This window comes from Cellulomonas sp. T2.31MG-18 (assembly GCF_964266755.1).
GTDB lineage: Bacteria > Actinomycetota > Actinomycetes > Actinomycetales > Cellulomonadaceae > Cellulomonas.
This window is the reverse complement of record NZ_CAXWGW010000001.1, coordinates 1,614,523-1,631,509: the sequence shown is the minus strand read 5'-3', so window position 1 is coordinate 1,631,509 and position 16,987 is coordinate 1,614,523. Positions and strand designations below refer to the sequence as shown.

The window sequence follows — 16,987 nt, the reverse complement described above, 5'->3', positions numbered from 1 at the left end:
TCCGCCGTGCCGCAATGCCTCACGTGCTGCCCCGGGGTGGCACCGCCAAGCGCCGGTCAAGCGTCCGTACGTCACTGCAACGCAGGCATCCTTGCACGTGGGACGTGACGCACGCCACGGTTCTGGGACGAACGGACCTCGCTCCACGCAACGATCTGGTAAAGGGCTAACCCTCGTCGGACTGCTCGGCGAGGAACCGCTCGAACTCGGCGCCGAGCTCGTCCGCGGTCGGCAGCTCGTCGGTCGAGGCCAGCAGGTTCGTCCGCCCGATGCTCCGGGTGAAGGCGTCGTACTGCTCCTCGAGCGCGTGCACCAGGGAGGCGACCTCCTCGGAGCCGGCCACCTGCTCGTCGATCTGCCGCAGGGTCTCGTGCGCGGCCGACTCAAGCGCCCCGACCTTCAGCTGAAGGCCGGTCGCGCGCTCGACCCGCCCGAGCGCCGCGATGGCGGCCTGCGGGAAGGGCGACTGGGACAGGTAGTGCGGGACGTGCACCGCGAAGCCCATCGCGTCGTGCCCCGACTGACCGAGGCGGTACTCGAGGAGCGCCTGGGCGCTGGCCGGGACCTGCACGGTGCCGAACCACGCCGGCTGGTCCGCGACCAGCTCGGGCCTGGTGCCGTGCGCGGTGACGGACACCGGCCGCGTGTGCGGCAGACCCATCGGGATGCCGTGCAGGCCGATGGTCAGCGGCACGTCGAAGCGCTCCACCACCTGACGGACGGCGGCCACGTACCGCTCCCACTGCACGTCCGGCTCGGTGCCGTGCAGCAGCAGGAAGGGCACGCCCTGCTCGTCCTCGACCAGGTCGACCGCGAGCTCGGGCTCGTCGTACGACGTCCAGGTGGTGGAGTCGAAGGTCATCGCCGGCCGACGGGAGCGGTAGTCCATCAGCTGGTCGACGTCGAACGTGACCAGCCGGCGGGACCCGAGCTGCTCGGTCAGGTGCTCCGCGGCGAGCTGGCCGGCCTGGCCGGCGTCGACGAACCCGCGGACGGCGTGCACCAGCACCGGGCCGGAGCCAAGGGTCGCACCGCGCGCGTCCACCTCAGCGGCGACCTGCGGGTCGACGTCGTAGATCTCGCTGGGATCCAGCATGTGGCGCCTCGCTCGTCCTCGTCCTGCGCCGGGCGGTGCACCCGGTCGAGGGTCACAACGCCGCGACGCCCGCGACTCTTCCCGGGACGGTTCCGCCGCGGGAGCCGTCGGCGTGAGCGTGCGTCAGTGCGCGGGGAGCCGCACGATCTCGACGAAGAACTCGTCGATCTGGCGCACCACGTCGATGAACCGGTCGAAGTCCACCGGCTTGGTCACGTAGGCGTTCGCGTGCAGCGAGTAGCTGCGGACGACGTCCTCCTCGGCCTCCGAGGTGGTCAGCACGACGACCGGGATCTTGCGGAGCTCGTCGTCGGACTTCAGCGCCTGCAGCACCTCCCGGCCGTCCATCCGAGGCAGGTTGAGGTCGAGCAGGATCAGGTCCGGCGTCGGGGCCTGCGCGTGCTGCCCCTGCTTGCGCAGGAACTCCAGGGCGCTGACGCCGTCGGACACCACGGCGAGGCGGTTGCGCAGCTTGTTGTGCTCGAACGCCTCGCGCGTCATCAGGACGTCCCCGGGGTCGTCCTCCACCAGCAGCACGTCGATGATCTTCTGGTCCGGCACGGGTGCACCGTCCTCTCGTCTCGTCAGGCCCCGGTCGGGCCGGTTCGGGTGGTGGCCGGGTCAGGTTGTGAACGGGCCAGGTAGTGGGCGGGCCAGGTCGTGGGCGGGTCAGGTCGTGGGCGGGTCGGGTCGTGGGCGGGTCAGGTCGTGAGCGGGTCAGGTGTCGGCAGGGGGAACGGCTGCACGGCTTCCATGCCCTCCGGCCCGGACGGGCGTTCGACCTCGACCCCCGGCAGCGTCCACCGGATCGACGTGCCGGCGCCCGCCGTGCCGTCGATCCAGATCCGACCGCCGTGGTACTCGACGATCTTCTTGCACAGAGCCAGCCCGATGCCCGTGCCCTCGTACACGTCCTTCGCGTGCAGCCGCTGGAAGATGACGAAGACCCGCTCGGCGTACTGCGGCTCGATGCCGATGCCGTTGTCCCGGCACTCGAGCTCCCAGAACCCGTCCTCCGCCGGCCTCGCGCACACGTGGACCCGCGGGGCACGGTCGGGGTGACGGAACTTGATCGCGTTGCCGACCAGGTTCTGCAGCAGCTGCTCGAGCAGGGGCCGCTCCCCGCGGACCACCGGCAGCTCGTCGTGCGTCACCACCGCGTCGCTCTCCTCGATCCGCTCCGAGAGCGTGTCCAGCGCCGCGTCGAGCGCGTCCTGCAGGGGCACGTCCGAGCTCTCGCCGCCCAGCCGACCCACGCGGGAGAAGCCCAGCAGGTCCTGGATCAGCTGCTGCATCCGTTTGGCGCCGTCCACGGCGAACTGGATGTACTGGTCGGCCCGCTCGTCGAGCTGACCGCCATACCGCTTGGCGAGCAGCTGGGTGAAGGACGCGACCTTGCGCAGGGGTTCCTGCAGGTCGTGCGAGGCGACGTAGGCGAACTGCTCGAGGTCGCGGTTGGACCGCCGCAGCTCCTCGGCCTGCTCGGTGAGTCGCGCGTGCGCCTCTTCCAGACCCGCGCGCGACGCCTGGATCTGCTGCACCTGCACGACGAGGGCGTGCCGCATCGCCTCGACGTCGCGCGCCAGCACCTCGAACTCCCCCGGCCCGTCCAGCGTGACCTCGTGCAGCAGGTCGCCGGAGGTCACGGCGCGGGTGTCCGCCGTCAGCTGGTCGATCGGGCGGAGCACCCAGCCCCGCAGGGCGCGCCAGAGCAGGACGCCGGCGACGACGGCCGACACGGCCAGCAGCGCGACCGAGGCCAGCAGCACCTGCGTGTACAGGGCGAGCCGGTGCAATGCACCGTCCCGCTCGGCGCGCAGTGCGCTGGACAGGCCGCTCGCTTGGTCGCGGACCGCTTCGAACAGGCGCTGACCGGCCTGCACCTGCGCCGCGGCCACGGAGCCGGCGCCCTGGGCCCGCACCTGCGCGACGACGGGGTCGGCCCACCCGGAGGTCCACGCCTCCGCCGCCGCAGCAGCGCGCCGGCCGGCGGTCGCCGCAGCGACGTCACCGGAGCCCGACAGGTCGGCCGCCAGGGCGCCGAAGCCGCCGTCGGGAGCGCTGCGGAGCGTGACGAACGGTCCGAGCGTCGACGCGTCCGCGGCCATGGCGTACGAGAGGACGGCCGACCGGGCGTCCGCGAGGCCGGCATAGGCGCTGTCCGCCCGGCTGATCTCGTCGAAGCTGCGCTCCGTGACCGCCCGCTGCACCGACAGCAGCCGAGCAGCAGCCAGCGTCGCGACCACCAGCACCACGGCGAGCACGACGGTCGCGGTCGTCAGCATGCCGGTCAGCCGGTCGCGCAGCGTCCGGGTCGGGGCCACTCGGCGCGAGGACGGCGGCGCCGTCATGACGTCCGCCCGATCACGATCACCGCCGCGTCGTCGACGAGGTCGCCGCCGTGCCGGTCCCGCACGGCGTCGAGCACCGTGGTCACCAGCGGGTCGTCGCCGGCGCCGGGCGGCACGGCCGGGACGTGGCCGTGGGCGGCGGCCGCACCCTCGACCACCCGGAGCAGACCGTCCTTGCCGAGCCGTTCGCCCCCGGCGCCGACGGTCGCCTCGAGCAGACCGTCCGTGTAGAGCATCACGCGCCAGCGGTCTCCGAGCTCCAACGGCAGCGGGTCCCAGCCACCGGGTACGGGGATGCCCAGGGCACGGCCCCGTGCCGAGGCGGGCAGCAGCCGAGCCGGGTCGCCCACCAGCATGGGCACCGGGTGTCCTGCCAGGTACAGGTCGGCGTGCCGCCGGTCCGGGTGCACCGCCAGCATCGACACCGTGGTGAACAGCTCGGGCCGCGAGCGCTCGGTGGCCAGCACCAGCTCGAGCTGCCCGAGGATCTGCCCGGTCGGGACGCCGGTCACCACGAGCGTGCGCCACGCCGTGCGCAAGGTTGCGCCCAGCGCCGCCTCGTCGGGCCCGTGACCGCAGACGTCGCCCACCATCGCCAGCACGGTGCCGTCCGGCCGCTGCACCACGTCGTAGAAGTCGCCGCCCAGCAGACCGTCCCGGCCCGCCCGGTACCCGACGCGCACCTCCAGGCCCGGGTCCTGGACCGACGGCCTCGGCAGCAGCGCCCGCTCCAGCCGCGCCGCCTCCGCGCCTCGCACGAGGCTGCGGTACAGAGCTCTGTCGGTGTCCTCCAGCCGGCGGCGCTGCACGGCGTAGCGCACCGAACGACCGAGGCTCTCGCCGTCGACGTCGCCCTTCACCAGGTAGTCCTGGGCACCGGCGGCGACCGCGGCGAGCCCCACCCCGTCGCCGGCAAGCCCTGTGAGCACCACGACAGCCGGCGCCTGGTGGGACAGCAGCCGCTCCAGACCCGCGAGGCCGACGGTGTCCGGCAGACCGAGGTCCAGCAGCACGCAGTCCACGTCGAGCCGCTCGAGCGCCTGGTCCATGGTGCGCACCCACGTGAGGCGCGTCTCCAGGCCGGCGTCGGAGAGGTGCTCCCGCACCAGCAGGGCGTCCCCGTCGTCGTCCTCCACCAGGAGGATGCGGAGCGGGCCGTCCGGCCGCGTCCCGACCGGGCCGAAGCGGGTGACGTCGTCCGACGCGGGCGGCGTGTGCCTCACAGGTCTCCTCTCCGGCCGGCCGTCTGGCGAAGCGTACGGCGGGGCACCGCCCTCCGCGCGGCGGGCGGCGGCGCGCGCACCGCGCGGACACGCACGTGCAGCGCCTGCGCCGGAGTCGGATAATGGACGGCCGCCCGTGCCGATCGACGCCCGGGCGACGTCCGTGCAGGACCCGGAACGACGGCCACGGGCCGCCGGACAGGAGCGCAGCAGGTGGCAGGACGTCAGGACGAGCTCGCCGGCGAGCAGCAGGTGGTCGACGAGCTGTACGCCCGGCTGGACCAGCAGCGCGCCCAGACCCGGGACCGCCTCGCCGCGGTGCGACGGTCCGGCCCGTCAGGGTCCCCGCAGAACCGCAGCGAGCGGGACGCGTTCGCCACCCTGTACGAGGACCGGCTCGCACAGCTGGAGGCGGTCGAGGACCGCCTGGCCTTCGGCCGGCTCGACCTGGACGACGGCCAGCGCCGCTACGTCGGACGCATCGGGCTGACCGACGCCGAGCAGACCCCGCTGCTCACCGACTGGCGCGCTCCTGCGGCGCGGGCGTTCTACCGGGCGACCGCCGCGCATCCCGAGGGGGTGGTGCAGCGGCGTCACCTGGTGACGTCCGGTCGCACCGTCACCGGCGTCGAGGACGAGGTGCTCGACCTCGACCGGCTGGACGCGTCGGACACCCCCGGGACGCTGAGTGGAGAAGGCGCTCTCCTGGCGGCCCTCGGCGCTCGGCGCACCGGCCGGATGGGCGACATCGTCGCCACGATCCAGGCGGAGCAGGACGCGGTCATCCGGGCCGACCTGCAGGGGACCCTGGTGGTGCAGGGCGGTCCGGGCACCGGCAAGACGGCCGTGGCCCTGCACCGGGCGGCCTACCTGCTCTACGCGCACCGACGGCTCCTCGAGCGCGCGGGTGTGCTGCTCGTGGGCCCGAGCAGGACGTTCCTGCGCTACATCGACCAGGTGCTGCCTGCGCTCGGCGAGACCGGCGTGGTCACCACCACGCTGTCGGAGCTGTACCCGGGCGTCGTCGGCGTGGCGCTCGAGCCCGCTGACGTGGCGGAGCTGAAGGGCCGTGCCGTGATGGCCCGCGTCGTAGCGCGGGCGGTCCGCGCGCGCCAGCGCGTTCCCGCTGCACCGGTGAGCGTCCGGATCGACGGCAGGCTCCTGGAGGTCCGGCCCTCCGACGTCGCCTCGGCGATCGCGCGCGCGCAGCGCCAGCACCGGCCGCACAACCAGGCCCGCATCGGCTTCGTCCGCGACATGCTGGGACGGCTCGCGGAGCAGTACGCCGCCCAGCTGGGCTTCCCCGTCCCGGCGGACGAGCGCGCCGAGCTGATGGAGGAGCTGCGGACGACGCGGGAGATCCGCATCGCGCTGAACCTCGCGTGGATGCCGCTGACGGCCGAGAAGCTCGTCTCCGACCTGTACGCCAAGCCGCACCGGCTGGCCGAGGCCGCACCGGAGCTGAGCGCCGCGCAGCGTCAGCTGCTCGCACGGCCTGCCGAGTCGCCGTGGACGGCCGCCGACGTCCCGCTGCTCGACGAGGCGGCCGAGCTGCTCGGTGAGGACGACCAGGCCGCTCGCGCCCAGGCACGCAACGCCGCACGGCGCCGTGCGGAGGAGGTGGAGTACGCCCGGCAGGTGCTCGCGTCCACCGGGGCCGGCGGGCTGGTCTCGGCGGAGTCCCTCGCGGACCGGTTCGCCGGCACCGGACCGTCGCTCACCACGGCGGAACGAGCCGCCGCGGACCGCTCCTGGACCTACGGGCACGTCGTCGTGGACGAGGCGCAGGAGCTGTCGGCGATGGCGTGGCGAGCGCTGCTGCGGCGCGTGCCGACCCGGTCGATGACGGTGGTCGGGGACGTGGCGCAGACGTCGTCGCCTGGCGGTGCGAGCTCGTGGGCCGGGATGCTCGACCCGGTGCTCGGCGGCTCGTGGCGGCTGGCCGAGCTGACCGTCAACTACCGCACGCCGGCAGTCGTCGCGGAGGCCGCGGGCCGGATGGCGGCCGCGGTCGGCCTGCCCGTCAGCCCCCTGACCTCCGCCCGCGACGTCGAGGACGCCCTGGTGATCGAGGGGGTCGCTGCCGACGAGCTCGCCGACGCGGCCGCGCAGCGTGCCCTCAAGGCGGTCGGCGACGTGTCCGACACGGCCGGCTCCGGTCGGGTCGCGCTGGTGGCGGTCCCCCACCGCCTGCCGCAGGTTCGCGCGGCGCTGGCGGCGCTCGGCCGGCCGGTCGCGGGCACCGACGACGGCACCGCGGTGGACCTCGGTGCGGACCTCGTGGTGCTCAGCCCGGTCCAGACGAAGGGCCTGGAGTTCGACGTGGTCGTGCTCGTCGAGCCGGCCGAGGTGCTGCAGGAGAGCGCCGGGGACCTCTACGTCGCGATGACCCGGCCGACGCAGCTGCTGCACGTCGTGCACGCGAGGCCCCTGCCGGACGGTCTCCGGCCGACCTGAGGCCCTCGGCGACGTCCGCGGAGCGGACCGTTGCCCGTCCGAGGCGCGGACGGGCGCACCATGGTGTCGTGCTGAAGGCCCTGCTGCTGGAGAACATCCACCCCCACGCCCGCACCATCCTCACCGAGGCCGGGTTCGAGGTGGTCACGCGGTCCGGCGCGCTCGACGAGGACGAGCTGATCGAGGCGCTCGACGGCGTGCACATGCTCGGGATCCGGTCGAAGACCCAGGTGTCGGCCCGCGCGCTCGAGCACGCCCCGGACCTGCTCACCGTCGGCGCGTTCTGCATCGGCACCAACCAGATCGACCTGCGCGCCGCCGCGTCGCACGGCATCGCGGCCTTCAACGCGCCGTTCTCCAACACCCGGTCGGTGGTAGAGCTCGCGATCTCCGAGATCATCGCGCTCACCCGGCGGCTGGTGGACTTCGACCGCCAGATGCACGCGGGCGTGTGGAACAAGTCCGCCAGCGGCGCCCACGAGGTCCGCGGCCGCACGCTGGGCATCGTCGGCTACGGCAACATCGGCACGCAGCTGTCGGTGCTGGCGGAGAACCTCGGCATGTCGGTGGTGTTCTACGACACCGCCGAGAAGCTCGCCCTGGGCAACGCCCGCCGCATGCACTCGCTCGACGAGCTGCTCGAGGCAGCCGACGTGGTCACGCTCCACGTCGACGGTCGGTCCGGCAACGCCGGGCTGTTCGGTGCCAAGCAGTTCGCCCGGATGCGCGAGGGCGCGATCTTCCTCAACCTGTCCCGCGGTTTCGTCGTCGACTACCCGGCGCTGCAGGAGGCCATCACCTCCGGGCACGTCGCCGGGGCGGCGGTCGACGTGTTCGCGCACGAGCCGAAGCGCAACGGCGACCCCTTCGAGTCCGAGCTGCGCGGTCTGCCGAACGTGATCCTCACCCCGCACACCGGTGGCTCCACCGAGGAGGCGCAGGAGGCGATCGGGCAGTTCGTCGCCCACAAGGTGCGCGACTACCTGACCACCGGCTCGACGACCCTGTCGGTCAACGTGCCCAACCTCGCGCTGGACCAGGCGCCGGACGTGCACCGCCTGGCGTACCTGCACCGCAACGTGCCGGGCGTGCTCGCCGCCGTGAACGCGACCCTGGCCGAGCACGGCGTCAACATCGAGGGCCAGCTGCTGGCCACGCGCGGCGAGCTGGGCTACGTGGTGACGGACGCCGGGAGCCTGGTCGACGAGGCGGCGGTGACGGCGCTGCGGGACCGCCCCGAGTCCGTCCGCCTGCGTCTGCTCTCCTGAGGGCGGGACGGCGACGGCCGTCGTCGCACTGCTGCGACGACGGCCGTGGTCGTGCACCCGGGAGTCCTACCCGGGTCCCGGACCGGGCGCGCCCGGGTCGATCCCGATCAGACCCGATCAGCCCCGCGTCAGGCCGAGCCGCTCTTGCGCTGGAACCGACGCTGCACGGGTCCGGACGTCTCGGACGCGCGGACGGCACCGCTGCCCGCCGAGCCGTCGGTCGTCCGGTGCTGCGCCGACTTCTTCCGCTCCAGAGCCTCCCGGAACTTCGCCTTGGCGTCCTCGCTCACCGTCGGTGCGTGCTCCTCGTCCGCCATGGGCCCTCCCTCATCCTGCGGGCACCGCCCGCTGCCGCCCATCCGGGCGGCCTGGGGCCAGCCTGGCCCGTCGGCGCGACGACGGGCAAGCCGGACAGCCGCGAGGCCCTTCCCGGCCACCTCGGGTGCGCCGGCTCTGCCGTAGCGTCGGCCACGTGCACGCCTTCCCCGAGCCGGTACCGACCCGACGCGTGGCCGGTCTGATCCTCCCGTCCGTCTCTCTCGGGCTGTGGCAGAACTTCGGCCAGGACACGTCGTTCGACGCCCAACGGACCCTCGTGCTGCGCGCCGTCGACCGCGGGGTCTTCCACCTCGACCTGGCGAACAACTACGGACCCCCACCCTTCGCCGCCGAGGAGGCCGTGGGCCGGCTGCTCGACCGGGAGCTCGCGGCGCACCGTGACGACCTGGTGATCACCACCAAGGCGGGCTACCGCGCGTGGCCGGGGCCGTACGGGGAGCACGGCTCGGCGAAGTACCTCCGCGCGTCCCTCGACCATTCGCTGCGGGCGTTGCGGACCGACCACGTCGACGTCTTCTACTCGCACCGGTACGACCCCGCGACACCGCTGGCGGAGACGATCGGTGCACTCGCGGGCGCGGTCCGCGCCGGGAAGGCACGGGCCGTCGGCATCTCCTCGTACTCGGCGGACCGGACCCGAGAGGCGCTGCACGTCGCCGACGAGCTCGGCATCCGGCTCACGGTCCACCAGTCGGCCTACTCCATGCTGAACCGGTGGGTGGAGCGGCCCGGGAGCGACGGCCGGTCGCTGCTGGACGTGGTCGGTGACGCCGGGATGGGCATGGTGGCCTTCTCGCCGCTCGCGCAGGGGATGCTCAGCACCCGCTACCTGCACGGTGTACCGGCGGACTCCCGCGCGGCACGAGGCGGTCCGCTCCGCCCCGAGTGGCTCACCGAGGAGGCGCTGGCGCACGTGCGCGCGCTGGACCAGATCGCACGGGCGTCAGGACGGACGCTGCCGCAGCTCGCGCTGGCGTGGGTGCTGCGCGACCCGCGGGTGACGACCGTGCTGGTGGGTGCGCGTACGCCGCACCAGCTGGACGAGAACCTCGCCGGTGCGGCGACCGCGCCGCTGACCGAGGACGAGCTCGTCGCGGTCGAGCCTCACGCCGTCGATGCCGGCATCAACCTCTGGGGTTCACGCTCGAGCGACCTCTGACGGCGGACCCGGCGGCGTCGGGACCGACGGTCGACCGTCGGCCGGGCTCGCAGCCGGCTCGTCCGTCGCGTCGGGAGCCACGTCGTCGGTGTCGTGGTCCTCGTGCGCGGCCCGCAGCACGGTGATCGCCGCCTCGAAGTCCTCCAGGGAGTCGAAGCCCTGGTACACCGAGGCGAACCGGAGGTACGCGACCTCGTCGAGCTCCCGCAGCGGACCGAGGATCGCCAGCCCGATCTCGTAGGCGTCGACCTCGGCCTGACCGGACGAGCGGAGCGTCTCCTCGACACGCTGCGCCAGCAGGGCCAGGTCGTCCTCGCTGACCGGCCGACCCTGACAGGCCTTGCGGACGCCGTTGACGACCTTCTCCCGGCTGAAGGGCTCGGTGGCACCGGACCGCTTCACCACTGCGAGGCTCGTGGTCTCCAGCGTGGTGAACCGTCGTCCGCACTGGGGGCACTGACGTCGACGACGGATCGATGCACCGTCGTCAGACGTCCGCGAGTCCACGACGCGCGAGTCGGGGTTCCGGCAGAAGGGGCAGTGCACAAGGGTCCTCTCACCTGTGCCGCCACCCGGGGGCGGTCGGCGGCACCGTCGAACGACCCCTCCGACTCGTCGGGGTCGCAGGCGACGCTAAGCGACGCCTGCGGGCCGCGCAAGGAACGAAGGGCCGTCAGCCGGCGGCGGGAACCACCAGCTCCTCGCCCGCCACCAGGCCCGAGTCGCCCATCCCGTTCAGCTTCTGCAGCTCGACCACCACGTCTCGGACGTCCTGACCGGGACGCGCGACCGACGCGGCGATGCCCCACAGCGTCTCGCCGGACGTCACGACGTGCCGCTCGACGACCGGAGCGGAGGCGGGTCCGTCAGCCGCTGCCCTGCTCCCCAGGACGCCGACGCCGGCCACGAGCAGCAGCGAGAGCGCCGCCACCACGACGCGCCCCCGCCGGGTCAGCCGCAGCGGCCGCTCCTGAGCCTGCCGCTCGTCCGTCGGCGCCGTCGCGTCCGGGACCAGCCGGAGGTGCCGCTCCCGCGCCCCGGCGACACCGCGAGGCGCCGCCGCACCAGCCCGGACGGGAACGACCGCCGGACGTGCCGTGACCAGGATCGCGCTCATGCTGCCCACCTCCGTCGCGGGTGGCACCTCGCGATGCCACCACCGGATCGAACATCCGTTCGTCGAACGTCTGTACGATGTCTACCAGACGGGACCGACATCCGTCGAGACACGCTCGAACAGGTGTTTGAGTCCGGGTGCCGCGGGCCATACGCTCGCTGCACGGCGACAGACCATCACCGACCACTGACACGACCCGCGCGGCGCTGGTACCAGGCCGGACGCGGACGGCGGGGTCGGTGGGTGCGACGGTCCGGCACGCCGCCGGCCACAGGGAGGACAGCGCGGTGACGGACAGCAGGCGGACGGACGAGGACGGGACCCTCGCCTCGGTGCACGCACTACCGGACGGCGCCCCCGACGACGAGGGGCTCACACCGCGTCAGCGGTTGGTGCTGGCGACGATCAAGCAGTCCGTCGAGGGCCGCGGCTACCCGCCGAGCATGCGGGAGATCGGCGAGGCGGTCGGCCTGACCAGCCCGTCGTCGGTCAAGCACCAGCTGACCGTGCTCGAGCGCAAGGGCTACCTGCGTCGGGACCCGAACCGGCCCCGCGCGATCGAGGTGGTCCAGCCCGACGACTCCCGTGCGGTGCGCATCGGGACGGCGGAATGGGCGGCCGGTCTCGACCCCGACCTGCCGGAGCTGGACCGCACCCCCGGGCCGGCATACGTGCCCGTCGTCGGACGGATCGCGGCCGGTGGCCCGATCCTCGCCGACCAGGTGGTGGAGGACGTCTTCCCGCTCCCCCGGCAGGTGGTCGGCGAGGGCGACCTCTTCCTGCTCCGGGTCCGGGGCGACTCGATGATCGACGCCGCCATCTGCGACGGCGACTGGGTGGTGGTCCGGCGCCAGCCGGTGGCGGAGAACGGCGAGATCGTCGCGGCGATGATCGACGGCGAGGCGACGGTCAAGACGCTCAAGCGCACGGACGGTCACGTCTGGCTGATGCCGCAGAACCCCGCGTACGCACCGATCCCCGGCGACGACTCGACGGTGCTCGGTCGTGTGGTGAGCGTGCTGCGCAGCCTCTAGGGCGATCGGCGCACGCCAGGACGGCCCGGCGGGCCCGCCGGTCAGGTCCGGCGAGCCCGCAGGCGTCGTCTAGAACCCGAACTGCCGCGCGACCGAGCGCACCGCGTCGGCGGAGCGTCGCATGCCCGCCAGCTCGTCGCTGGACATGGGCACCGGCATCCGCTCGCCCACACCGTCGGCCGCCACCACGGCCGGGACCGAGAGGCAGACGTCGCTGATGCCGTGGTAGCCCTCGAGCAGGGACGAGACGGGAAGGATGCGGTGCTCGTCCTTGAGGATCGCCTCGATGATGCGCGAGCCGGCGAGGCCGATGGCGTAGTTCGTCGCGCCCTTGCCCTCGATGATCTTGTAGGCGGACTCGACCACGTCGCGGGCGATCGCCTCCCGGACGCCGGCGGTCAGCGGACCCCGGTCGCCGAACCCGTTCCAGTCCAGCAGCGGCACCGCGCCGAGGCTCGCCGAGCTCCAGAGCGGGATCTCCGTGTCTCCGTGCTCCCCGGCGACGTAGGCGTGCACGTTCTGCACCGCGACTCCGGTGTGCTGGGCGATGAGGAAGCGCAGGCGCGAGGAGTCGAGCACGGTGCCGGAGCCGAACAGCTGCGACGGCGGCAGCCCGGAGATCTTCAGGGCCGCGTAGGTCACCACGTCGACGGGGTTGGTCACCATCACGTAGACGGCGTTCGGCGCCACGCGGACGATGCTCGGCAGCACCTTCTGCACCAGGGAGATGGTCGCCCCGGCCAGGTCGAGGCGGCTCTGGCCCGGCTTCTGCTTGGCGCCGGCCGTGAACATCACCACGTCGGCGTCGGCGAGGACGTCGATGTCGTCCGAGCCGACGACCTCCGCCATCGACATGAACTGGATGCCGTGCGAGAGGTCCAGCGCCTCGGCCTCGACCTTCGCGCGGTTGATGTCGAACAGCGCCACGGTGCGCGCCGAACCCCTCATCAGCGCGGCGTAGGCCATGGTCGACCCCACGGCGCCCGCACCGACGATCGCCAGCTTCGAGGCCCTGCGGGGAGAGAAGACGGTCCCGTGCAGGCCACCCTCGTCGATGTCGTCGCTCTCGCTCACGGCTCCTCCTCGCGGTGCGCCGCGACCTGGCGGCGGCAGCAGGACGTTGGTCACGCCCTGACCGGATCACCCCGGTACTCGGAAGGCTAGTCGGCCGCCGCGAGCCGTTGCAGCGCGGAGAGAGCGACGTCACGCCGGGTCGTCGTCCAGAACGGCGGCATGCTCCTGGTCAGGAACGTGCCGTACCGAGCGGTCGCCAGACGAGGGTCCAGGACCGCCACCACACCCCGGTCGTCGACCGTCCGGATCAGCCGACCCGCACCCTGCGCGAGCAGCAGGCCCGCGTGCGTCGCGGACACGGCCATGAACCCGTTCCCCCCGGCCGCCGCGACGGCTTCCGTGCGAGCCGCCATGAGGGGGTCGTCCGGCCTCGGGAACGGGATGCGGTCGATGATCACCAGCCGGCAGGTGGCGCCCGGCACGTCGACGCCCTGCCACAGCGACAGGGTGCCGAACAGGCACGTCGACTCGTCGGCCGAGAACTGCGCGACCAACGTGGGCAGCTGGTCGTCGCCCTGCAGCAGCACCCGGACGTCCAGCCGCTGCCGCATCGCCTCGGCGGCCGCCTGTGCGGCCCGGCGGGACGAGAACAGGCCGAGCGTGCGACCGCCGGCGGCGCGCACCAACGCCTCGATCTCGTCCAGCTGAGCCGCTGTGGCGGGCTCCCGACCGGGTGGCGGCAGGTGCCGCGCCACGTAGCAGATGCCCTGCTTGCCGTAGTCGAACGGGCTCCCGACGTCGAGGCCCCGCCACGGCTGGGTGGCCTCGTCCCCGTTCGACGGCCGCTCCGGGGCGATACCGGTCTCGACGGCGGGCTGGGCCGTTGCCTCGGGCGGGCCGGTGAGGCCCATCGACCGGGCGACCGGCTCGAACGAGCCGCCGAGCGTCAGGGTCGCCGACGTCAGGACGGCCGAGCGACCCGCCAGCAGGTTGGTGCGGATGAGTCCGTGCACGGCGAGCGGGGCGACGAGCAGCCGCGTCAGCGTGCCGCCGCGACGATCCTCGGAACGGCTGCACCACAGCACCTGGCGGCGGGCGTCCTCCGGGTCGGCCCTCATCCGCTCGGCGACCTCGAAGAGGGACAGCATCGCGGTGCTGGCCATCTTCACGCCGCCGTCCGGGCCGCCGGACGCCGCCGTGCGGCTCGGGTCCGGCTTCAGGGCGCTGAGCAGGGCGCGGGCGGCGTCCCGCACGGAGCCGACCACGTCACGCACGGCCGGTGGCAGGCCGTCGGCGAACCGGGTCTCCGGCAGCTCGACCAGCGTGGCGGCGAGCGCGCGGCCGGCGGCGTCCAGGTCGGTCGTCGGGACGCCGCCATGACGACGGGCCAGCCGGGCGGCGTGCTCCACGCTCGCCAACGACAGCTCGTCGGTCGCCTGCGCCGTCACCCTGTCCGTCAGCTCGTGCGCCTCGTCGACGATCAGCACCTGGTGCTCCGGCAGCACGTTGGGCGACCCCGACGCCGCGATCCCCAGCATCGCGTGGTTGGTCACCACGACGTCGGCCGCCCGTGCCGCGGCGCGGGCGCGCTCGGGGAAGCACTGGTCGACCATCGGGCACGTGGAGCCCAGGCACTCCAGCGACGTGACGGACACCTGCCGCCACGCCCGGTCGCTGACCCCGGGCACGAGGTCGTCCCGGTCTCCGCTGTCCGTCTCCTGCGCCCACTCGCGGAGGCGGACCACCTGGTCACCCAGGCTCTCGCGGCCGGCCTCGGCGTCGGGCGCCGGGTGGTCGGCCGCACCTCGACGCTCGCCGAGATCGAACAGGACGGCGGTGTCGTCCTCCGGGTATCCCCCGGCCACCTTGTGCACGCAGAGGTAGTTGTGCCAGCCCTTGAGCAGCGCCGTCGTCGGCTTGCGAGGCAGCCGGTCCGCCAGCGCGTCGGCCACCAGCGGCAGGTCCCGTGCGACCACCTGGCGCTGCAGCGCGAGGGTGGCGGTGGACACGACCACGCGCTCCTCGGCCAGCACCGCGTGACGGACGGCCGGGACGAGATAGCCGAGCGACTTGCCCGTGCCGGTCCCCGCCTGGACCAGCAGGTGCTCCCCACGGTCCACCGACTGGGCGACGGCCTCCGCCATCGCGTGCTGACCGTCCCGGCGAGCTCCGCCGAGAGCCGTCACCGCCAGGTCGAGCAGCTCCGCAACGGGGGGCTCGGGGTCTGGCACCGCGTCAGCGTAGTCGCGGCGCGCGTCTACCCGTGCCGCCGCCGCGACGAGCGCCAGCGGGAGCGGGCGCCGCGTGGGCGGGCCGCATCAGGCGCGACGGACCGCCACCGCGTTCAGCTCACCGGCGAGCGTCGCGTCGACCCGGGCGCGCAGCCAGGTGCCGTCCGGCGTGTGCTCCTCCGCATCGATGTCGCCGTGCTCGTGCACACGGCTGACCAGGTCTCCACGCGAGTAGGGCACCACCACGTCGACCGGCACACCGGGGCGCGGCAGCTGGTCCGCGACCAGCTCCATCAGCTCGGCGATCCCCTCGCCGGTGTGCGCCGAGACCACCACGGAGTGCACCTCGCGGGAGCGGAGGCGGGCGATCGCCTCGGGGCTCGCGAGGTCCGCCTTGTTCAGCACGATGATCTCGGGCACGTCCATCGCCCCCGGGATGTCGGCGAACACGTGCCGCACCGCGGCGATCTGACCCTCGGGATCCGGGTGCGACGCGTCCACGACGTGCAGGATCAGGTCCGCGTCGGCCACCTCCTCCAGGGTCGACCGGAACGCCTCGACCAGCTGGTGCGGCAGAGACCGCACGAAGCCGACGGTGTCCGCGAGCGTGTAGACGCGCCCGTCGGCCGTCTCGGCCCGCCGCACGGTCGGGTCCAGCGTCGCGAACAACGCGTTCTCCACGAGCACGCCCGCTCCGGTGAGCCGGTTGAGCAGCGAGGACTTCCCGGCGTTGGTGTAGCCCGCGATCGCCACCGACGGCACCGCGTTCCTCTTGCGGGACGCACGCTTGGTCTGCCGCGACGGCTGCATCGCCGCGATCTCCCGGCGCAGCCGCGCCATCCGGTTGCGGATCCGACGGCGGTCGAGCTCGATCTTCGTCTCACCGGGGCCACGCGACCCCATGCCGGCGCCCGCACCGCCGACCTGGCCACCGGCCTGCCGGGACATCGACTCGCCCCAGCCGCGCAACCGTGGCAGCAGGTACTCGAGCTGGGCCAGCTCGACCTGCGCCTTGCCCTCCCGGGACTTGGCGTGCTGGGCGAAGATGTCGAGGATCAGCGCCGTCCGGTCGACGACCTTGACGCGGACGACGTCCTCCAGGGAGCGCCGCTGCGAGGGGGCGAGGTCGCCGTCGACCACGACGGTGTCCGCACCGACCGCGGCCACGAGACGCGCCAGCTCGGCCGCCTTGCCGGAGCCGAGGTACGTACCGGGGTCCGGCGTGCGGCGGTGCTGCAGCAGCCCGTCGAGCACCTGCGAACCGGCGGTCTCGGCGAGCGCGGCGAGCTCGCGCAGCGAGTTCTCCGCGTCCTCCGCCGTCCCTTCACCCCACAGCCCGACGAGCACGACGCGCTCCAGCCGCAGCTGCCGGTACTCGACCTCGGTGACGTCCTGCAGCTCCGTCGACAGACCGGCGACCCGACGCAGCGAGGTGCGCTCCTCGAGGTCCAGCTGGTCGCCGTCGTAGGTGGTGTGCTCCGCGGCGGAGGACTGCAGCGAGGCGCCCGCCCGGGCGAGCACGCGTGCGACCACGTCGTCGGCCACCTCCTGCGCGGTGCGCGCCCTTTCAGGCGTCCCGTGGGTGGTGGTCCGGGGGTCGTTCACGCGGTTCCTCTCAGGTCGGTCCCTCCAGGGTCGCACGGGCGATGCGGAGCGGCGAGGCATTTCGCCGTGGGCCGAGCGGCGTGGCGGACGCCG

At 73.5% G+C, this 16,987-nt stretch carries 14 protein-coding genes; 4 read left to right on the top strand and 10 right to left on the bottom strand.

Annotated features, from left to right (window positions below; genetic code table 11):
- Nucleotides 1–166: 166 nt before the first annotated feature.
- The 4 genes from ACFQTY_RS07540 to ACFQTY_RS07525 form a co-directional block, all read right to left on the bottom strand.
- Nucleotides 167–1,096 carry a proteasome assembly chaperone family protein gene (locus tag ACFQTY_RS07540; protein WP_378098956.1) on the bottom strand — a complete coding sequence of 310 codons (930 nt, stop codon included), beginning with the start codon at nt 1,094–1,096 and terminating at the stop codon, nt 167–169.
- A 123-nt stretch (nt 1,097–1,219) separates the two neighbouring features.
- Nucleotides 1,220–1,657, bottom strand: a complete 438-nt coding sequence (locus ACFQTY_RS07535; RefSeq protein WP_378098954.1) for a response regulator — start codon at nt 1,655–1,657, stop codon at nt 1,220–1,222.
- A gap of 140 nt (nt 1,658–1,797) precedes the next feature.
- Nucleotides 1,798–3,447, bottom strand: coding sequence for an ATP-binding protein (locus ACFQTY_RS07530; RefSeq protein ID WP_378098952.1), 1,650 nt, complete (start codon nt 3,445–3,447; stop codon nt 1,798–1,800).
- Nucleotides 3,444–4,670 (bottom strand): PP2C family protein-serine/threonine phosphatase, encoded by a 1,227-nt coding sequence (locus ACFQTY_RS07525; RefSeq protein WP_378098950.1) that lies wholly within the window; start codon nt 4,668–4,670, stop codon nt 3,444–3,446. The genes ACFQTY_RS07530 and ACFQTY_RS07525 overlap by 4 nt, the downstream gene beginning before the upstream one ends.
- A 213-nt stretch (nt 4,671–4,883) precedes the next feature.
- Here ACFQTY_RS07525 and ACFQTY_RS07520 point away from each other — a divergent pair, with 213 nt between their 5' ends.
- Complete coding sequence (locus ACFQTY_RS07520; RefSeq protein ID WP_378098948.1) at nt 4,884–7,127, top strand: HelD family protein; 2,244 nt, start codon at nt 4,884–4,886, stop codon at nt 7,125–7,127.
- 68 nt (nt 7,128–7,195) lie between these two features.
- A complete protein-coding gene (gene serA / locus ACFQTY_RS07515; RefSeq protein WP_263732327.1) occupies nt 7,196–8,395 on the top strand; it encodes a phosphoglycerate dehydrogenase in 1,200 nt (399 codons plus the stop codon).
- Between the two features lie 128 nt (nt 8,396–8,523).
- On the opposite strand, the gene ACFQTY_RS07510 is transcribed toward serA, so the two are convergent.
- On the bottom strand, nt 8,524–8,712 hold the full coding sequence (locus tag ACFQTY_RS07510) for a DUF5302 domain-containing protein (protein WP_378098945.1): 189 nt from the start codon (nt 8,710–8,712) through the stop codon (nt 8,524–8,526).
- Nucleotides 8,713–8,867: 155 nt separating this feature from the next.
- Between ACFQTY_RS07510 and ACFQTY_RS07505 the strand changes: the two genes are divergently transcribed.
- Nucleotides 8,868–9,893 (top strand): aldo/keto reductase, encoded by a 1,026-nt coding sequence (locus ACFQTY_RS07505; RefSeq protein WP_378098943.1) that lies wholly within the window; start codon nt 8,868–8,870, stop codon nt 9,891–9,893.
- Here the strand turns inward: ACFQTY_RS07505 and nrdR are convergent.
- Both nrdR and ACFQTY_RS07495 read right to left on the bottom strand, forming a co-directional pair.
- Nucleotides 9,873–10,439 (bottom strand): transcriptional regulator NrdR, encoded by a 567-nt coding sequence (gene nrdR, locus ACFQTY_RS07500; RefSeq protein WP_378098941.1) that lies wholly within the window; start codon nt 10,437–10,439, stop codon nt 9,873–9,875. The genes ACFQTY_RS07505 and nrdR overlap by 21 nt on opposite strands.
- Nucleotides 10,440–10,566: 127 nt before the next feature.
- Nucleotides 10,567–11,010: a LysM peptidoglycan-binding domain-containing protein gene (locus ACFQTY_RS07495; protein WP_378098939.1), complete on the bottom strand. Its 444-nt coding sequence runs from the start codon at nt 11,008–11,010 to the stop codon at nt 10,567–10,569.
- A gap of 287 nt (nt 11,011–11,297) precedes the next feature.
- Here ACFQTY_RS07495 and lexA point away from each other — a divergent pair, with 287 nt between their 5' ends.
- Nucleotides 11,298–12,044, top strand: coding sequence for a transcriptional repressor LexA (lexA, locus tag ACFQTY_RS07490; RefSeq protein WP_263732332.1), 747 nt, complete (start codon nt 11,298–11,300; stop codon nt 12,042–12,044).
- A gap of 69 nt (nt 12,045–12,113) precedes the next feature.
- Here the strand turns inward: lexA and ACFQTY_RS07485 are convergent, their stop codons facing one another.
- From ACFQTY_RS07485 to hflX, 3 genes are all read right to left on the bottom strand, one after another.
- On the bottom strand, nt 12,114–13,118 hold the full coding sequence (locus tag ACFQTY_RS07485) for an L-lactate dehydrogenase (RefSeq protein WP_378098937.1): 1,005 nt from the start codon (nt 13,116–13,118) through the stop codon (nt 12,114–12,116).
- Nucleotides 13,119–13,204: 86 nt separating this feature from the next.
- Nucleotides 13,205–15,289, bottom strand: a complete 2,085-nt coding sequence (locus ACFQTY_RS07480; RefSeq protein WP_378098935.1) for an ATP-dependent DNA helicase — start codon at nt 15,287–15,289, stop codon at nt 13,205–13,207.
- An 87-nt stretch (nt 15,290–15,376) separates the two neighbouring features.
- Nucleotides 15,377–16,954 (bottom strand): GTPase HflX, encoded by a 1,578-nt coding sequence (gene hflX, locus ACFQTY_RS07475; RefSeq protein WP_378098933.1) that lies wholly within the window; start codon nt 16,952–16,954, stop codon nt 15,377–15,379.
- Nucleotides 16,955–16,987 lie beyond the last annotated feature (33 nt).

What these genes read in the sequence shown, in the direction of transcription:
- ACFQTY_RS07540 (WP_378098956.1), bottom strand. Translation starts at nt 1,096, where the DNA reads ATGCTGGATCCCAGCGAGATCTACGACGTCGACCCGCAGGTCGCCGCT.
- ACFQTY_RS07530 (WP_378098952.1), bottom strand. Translation starts at nt 3,447, where the DNA reads ATGACGGCGCCGCCGTCCTCGCGCCGAGTGGCCCCGACCCGGACGCTG.
- ACFQTY_RS07510 (WP_378098945.1), bottom strand. Translation starts at nt 8,712, where the DNA reads ATGGCGGACGAGGAGCACGCACCGACGGTGAGCGAGGACGCCAAGGCG.
- ACFQTY_RS07495 (WP_378098939.1), bottom strand. Translation starts at nt 11,010, where the DNA reads ATGAGCGCGATCCTGGTCACGGCACGTCCGGCGGTCGTTCCCGTCCGG.
- hflX (WP_378098933.1), bottom strand. Translation starts at nt 16,954, where the DNA reads ATGCCTCGCCGCTCCGCATCGCCCGTGCGACCCTGGAGGGACCGACCT.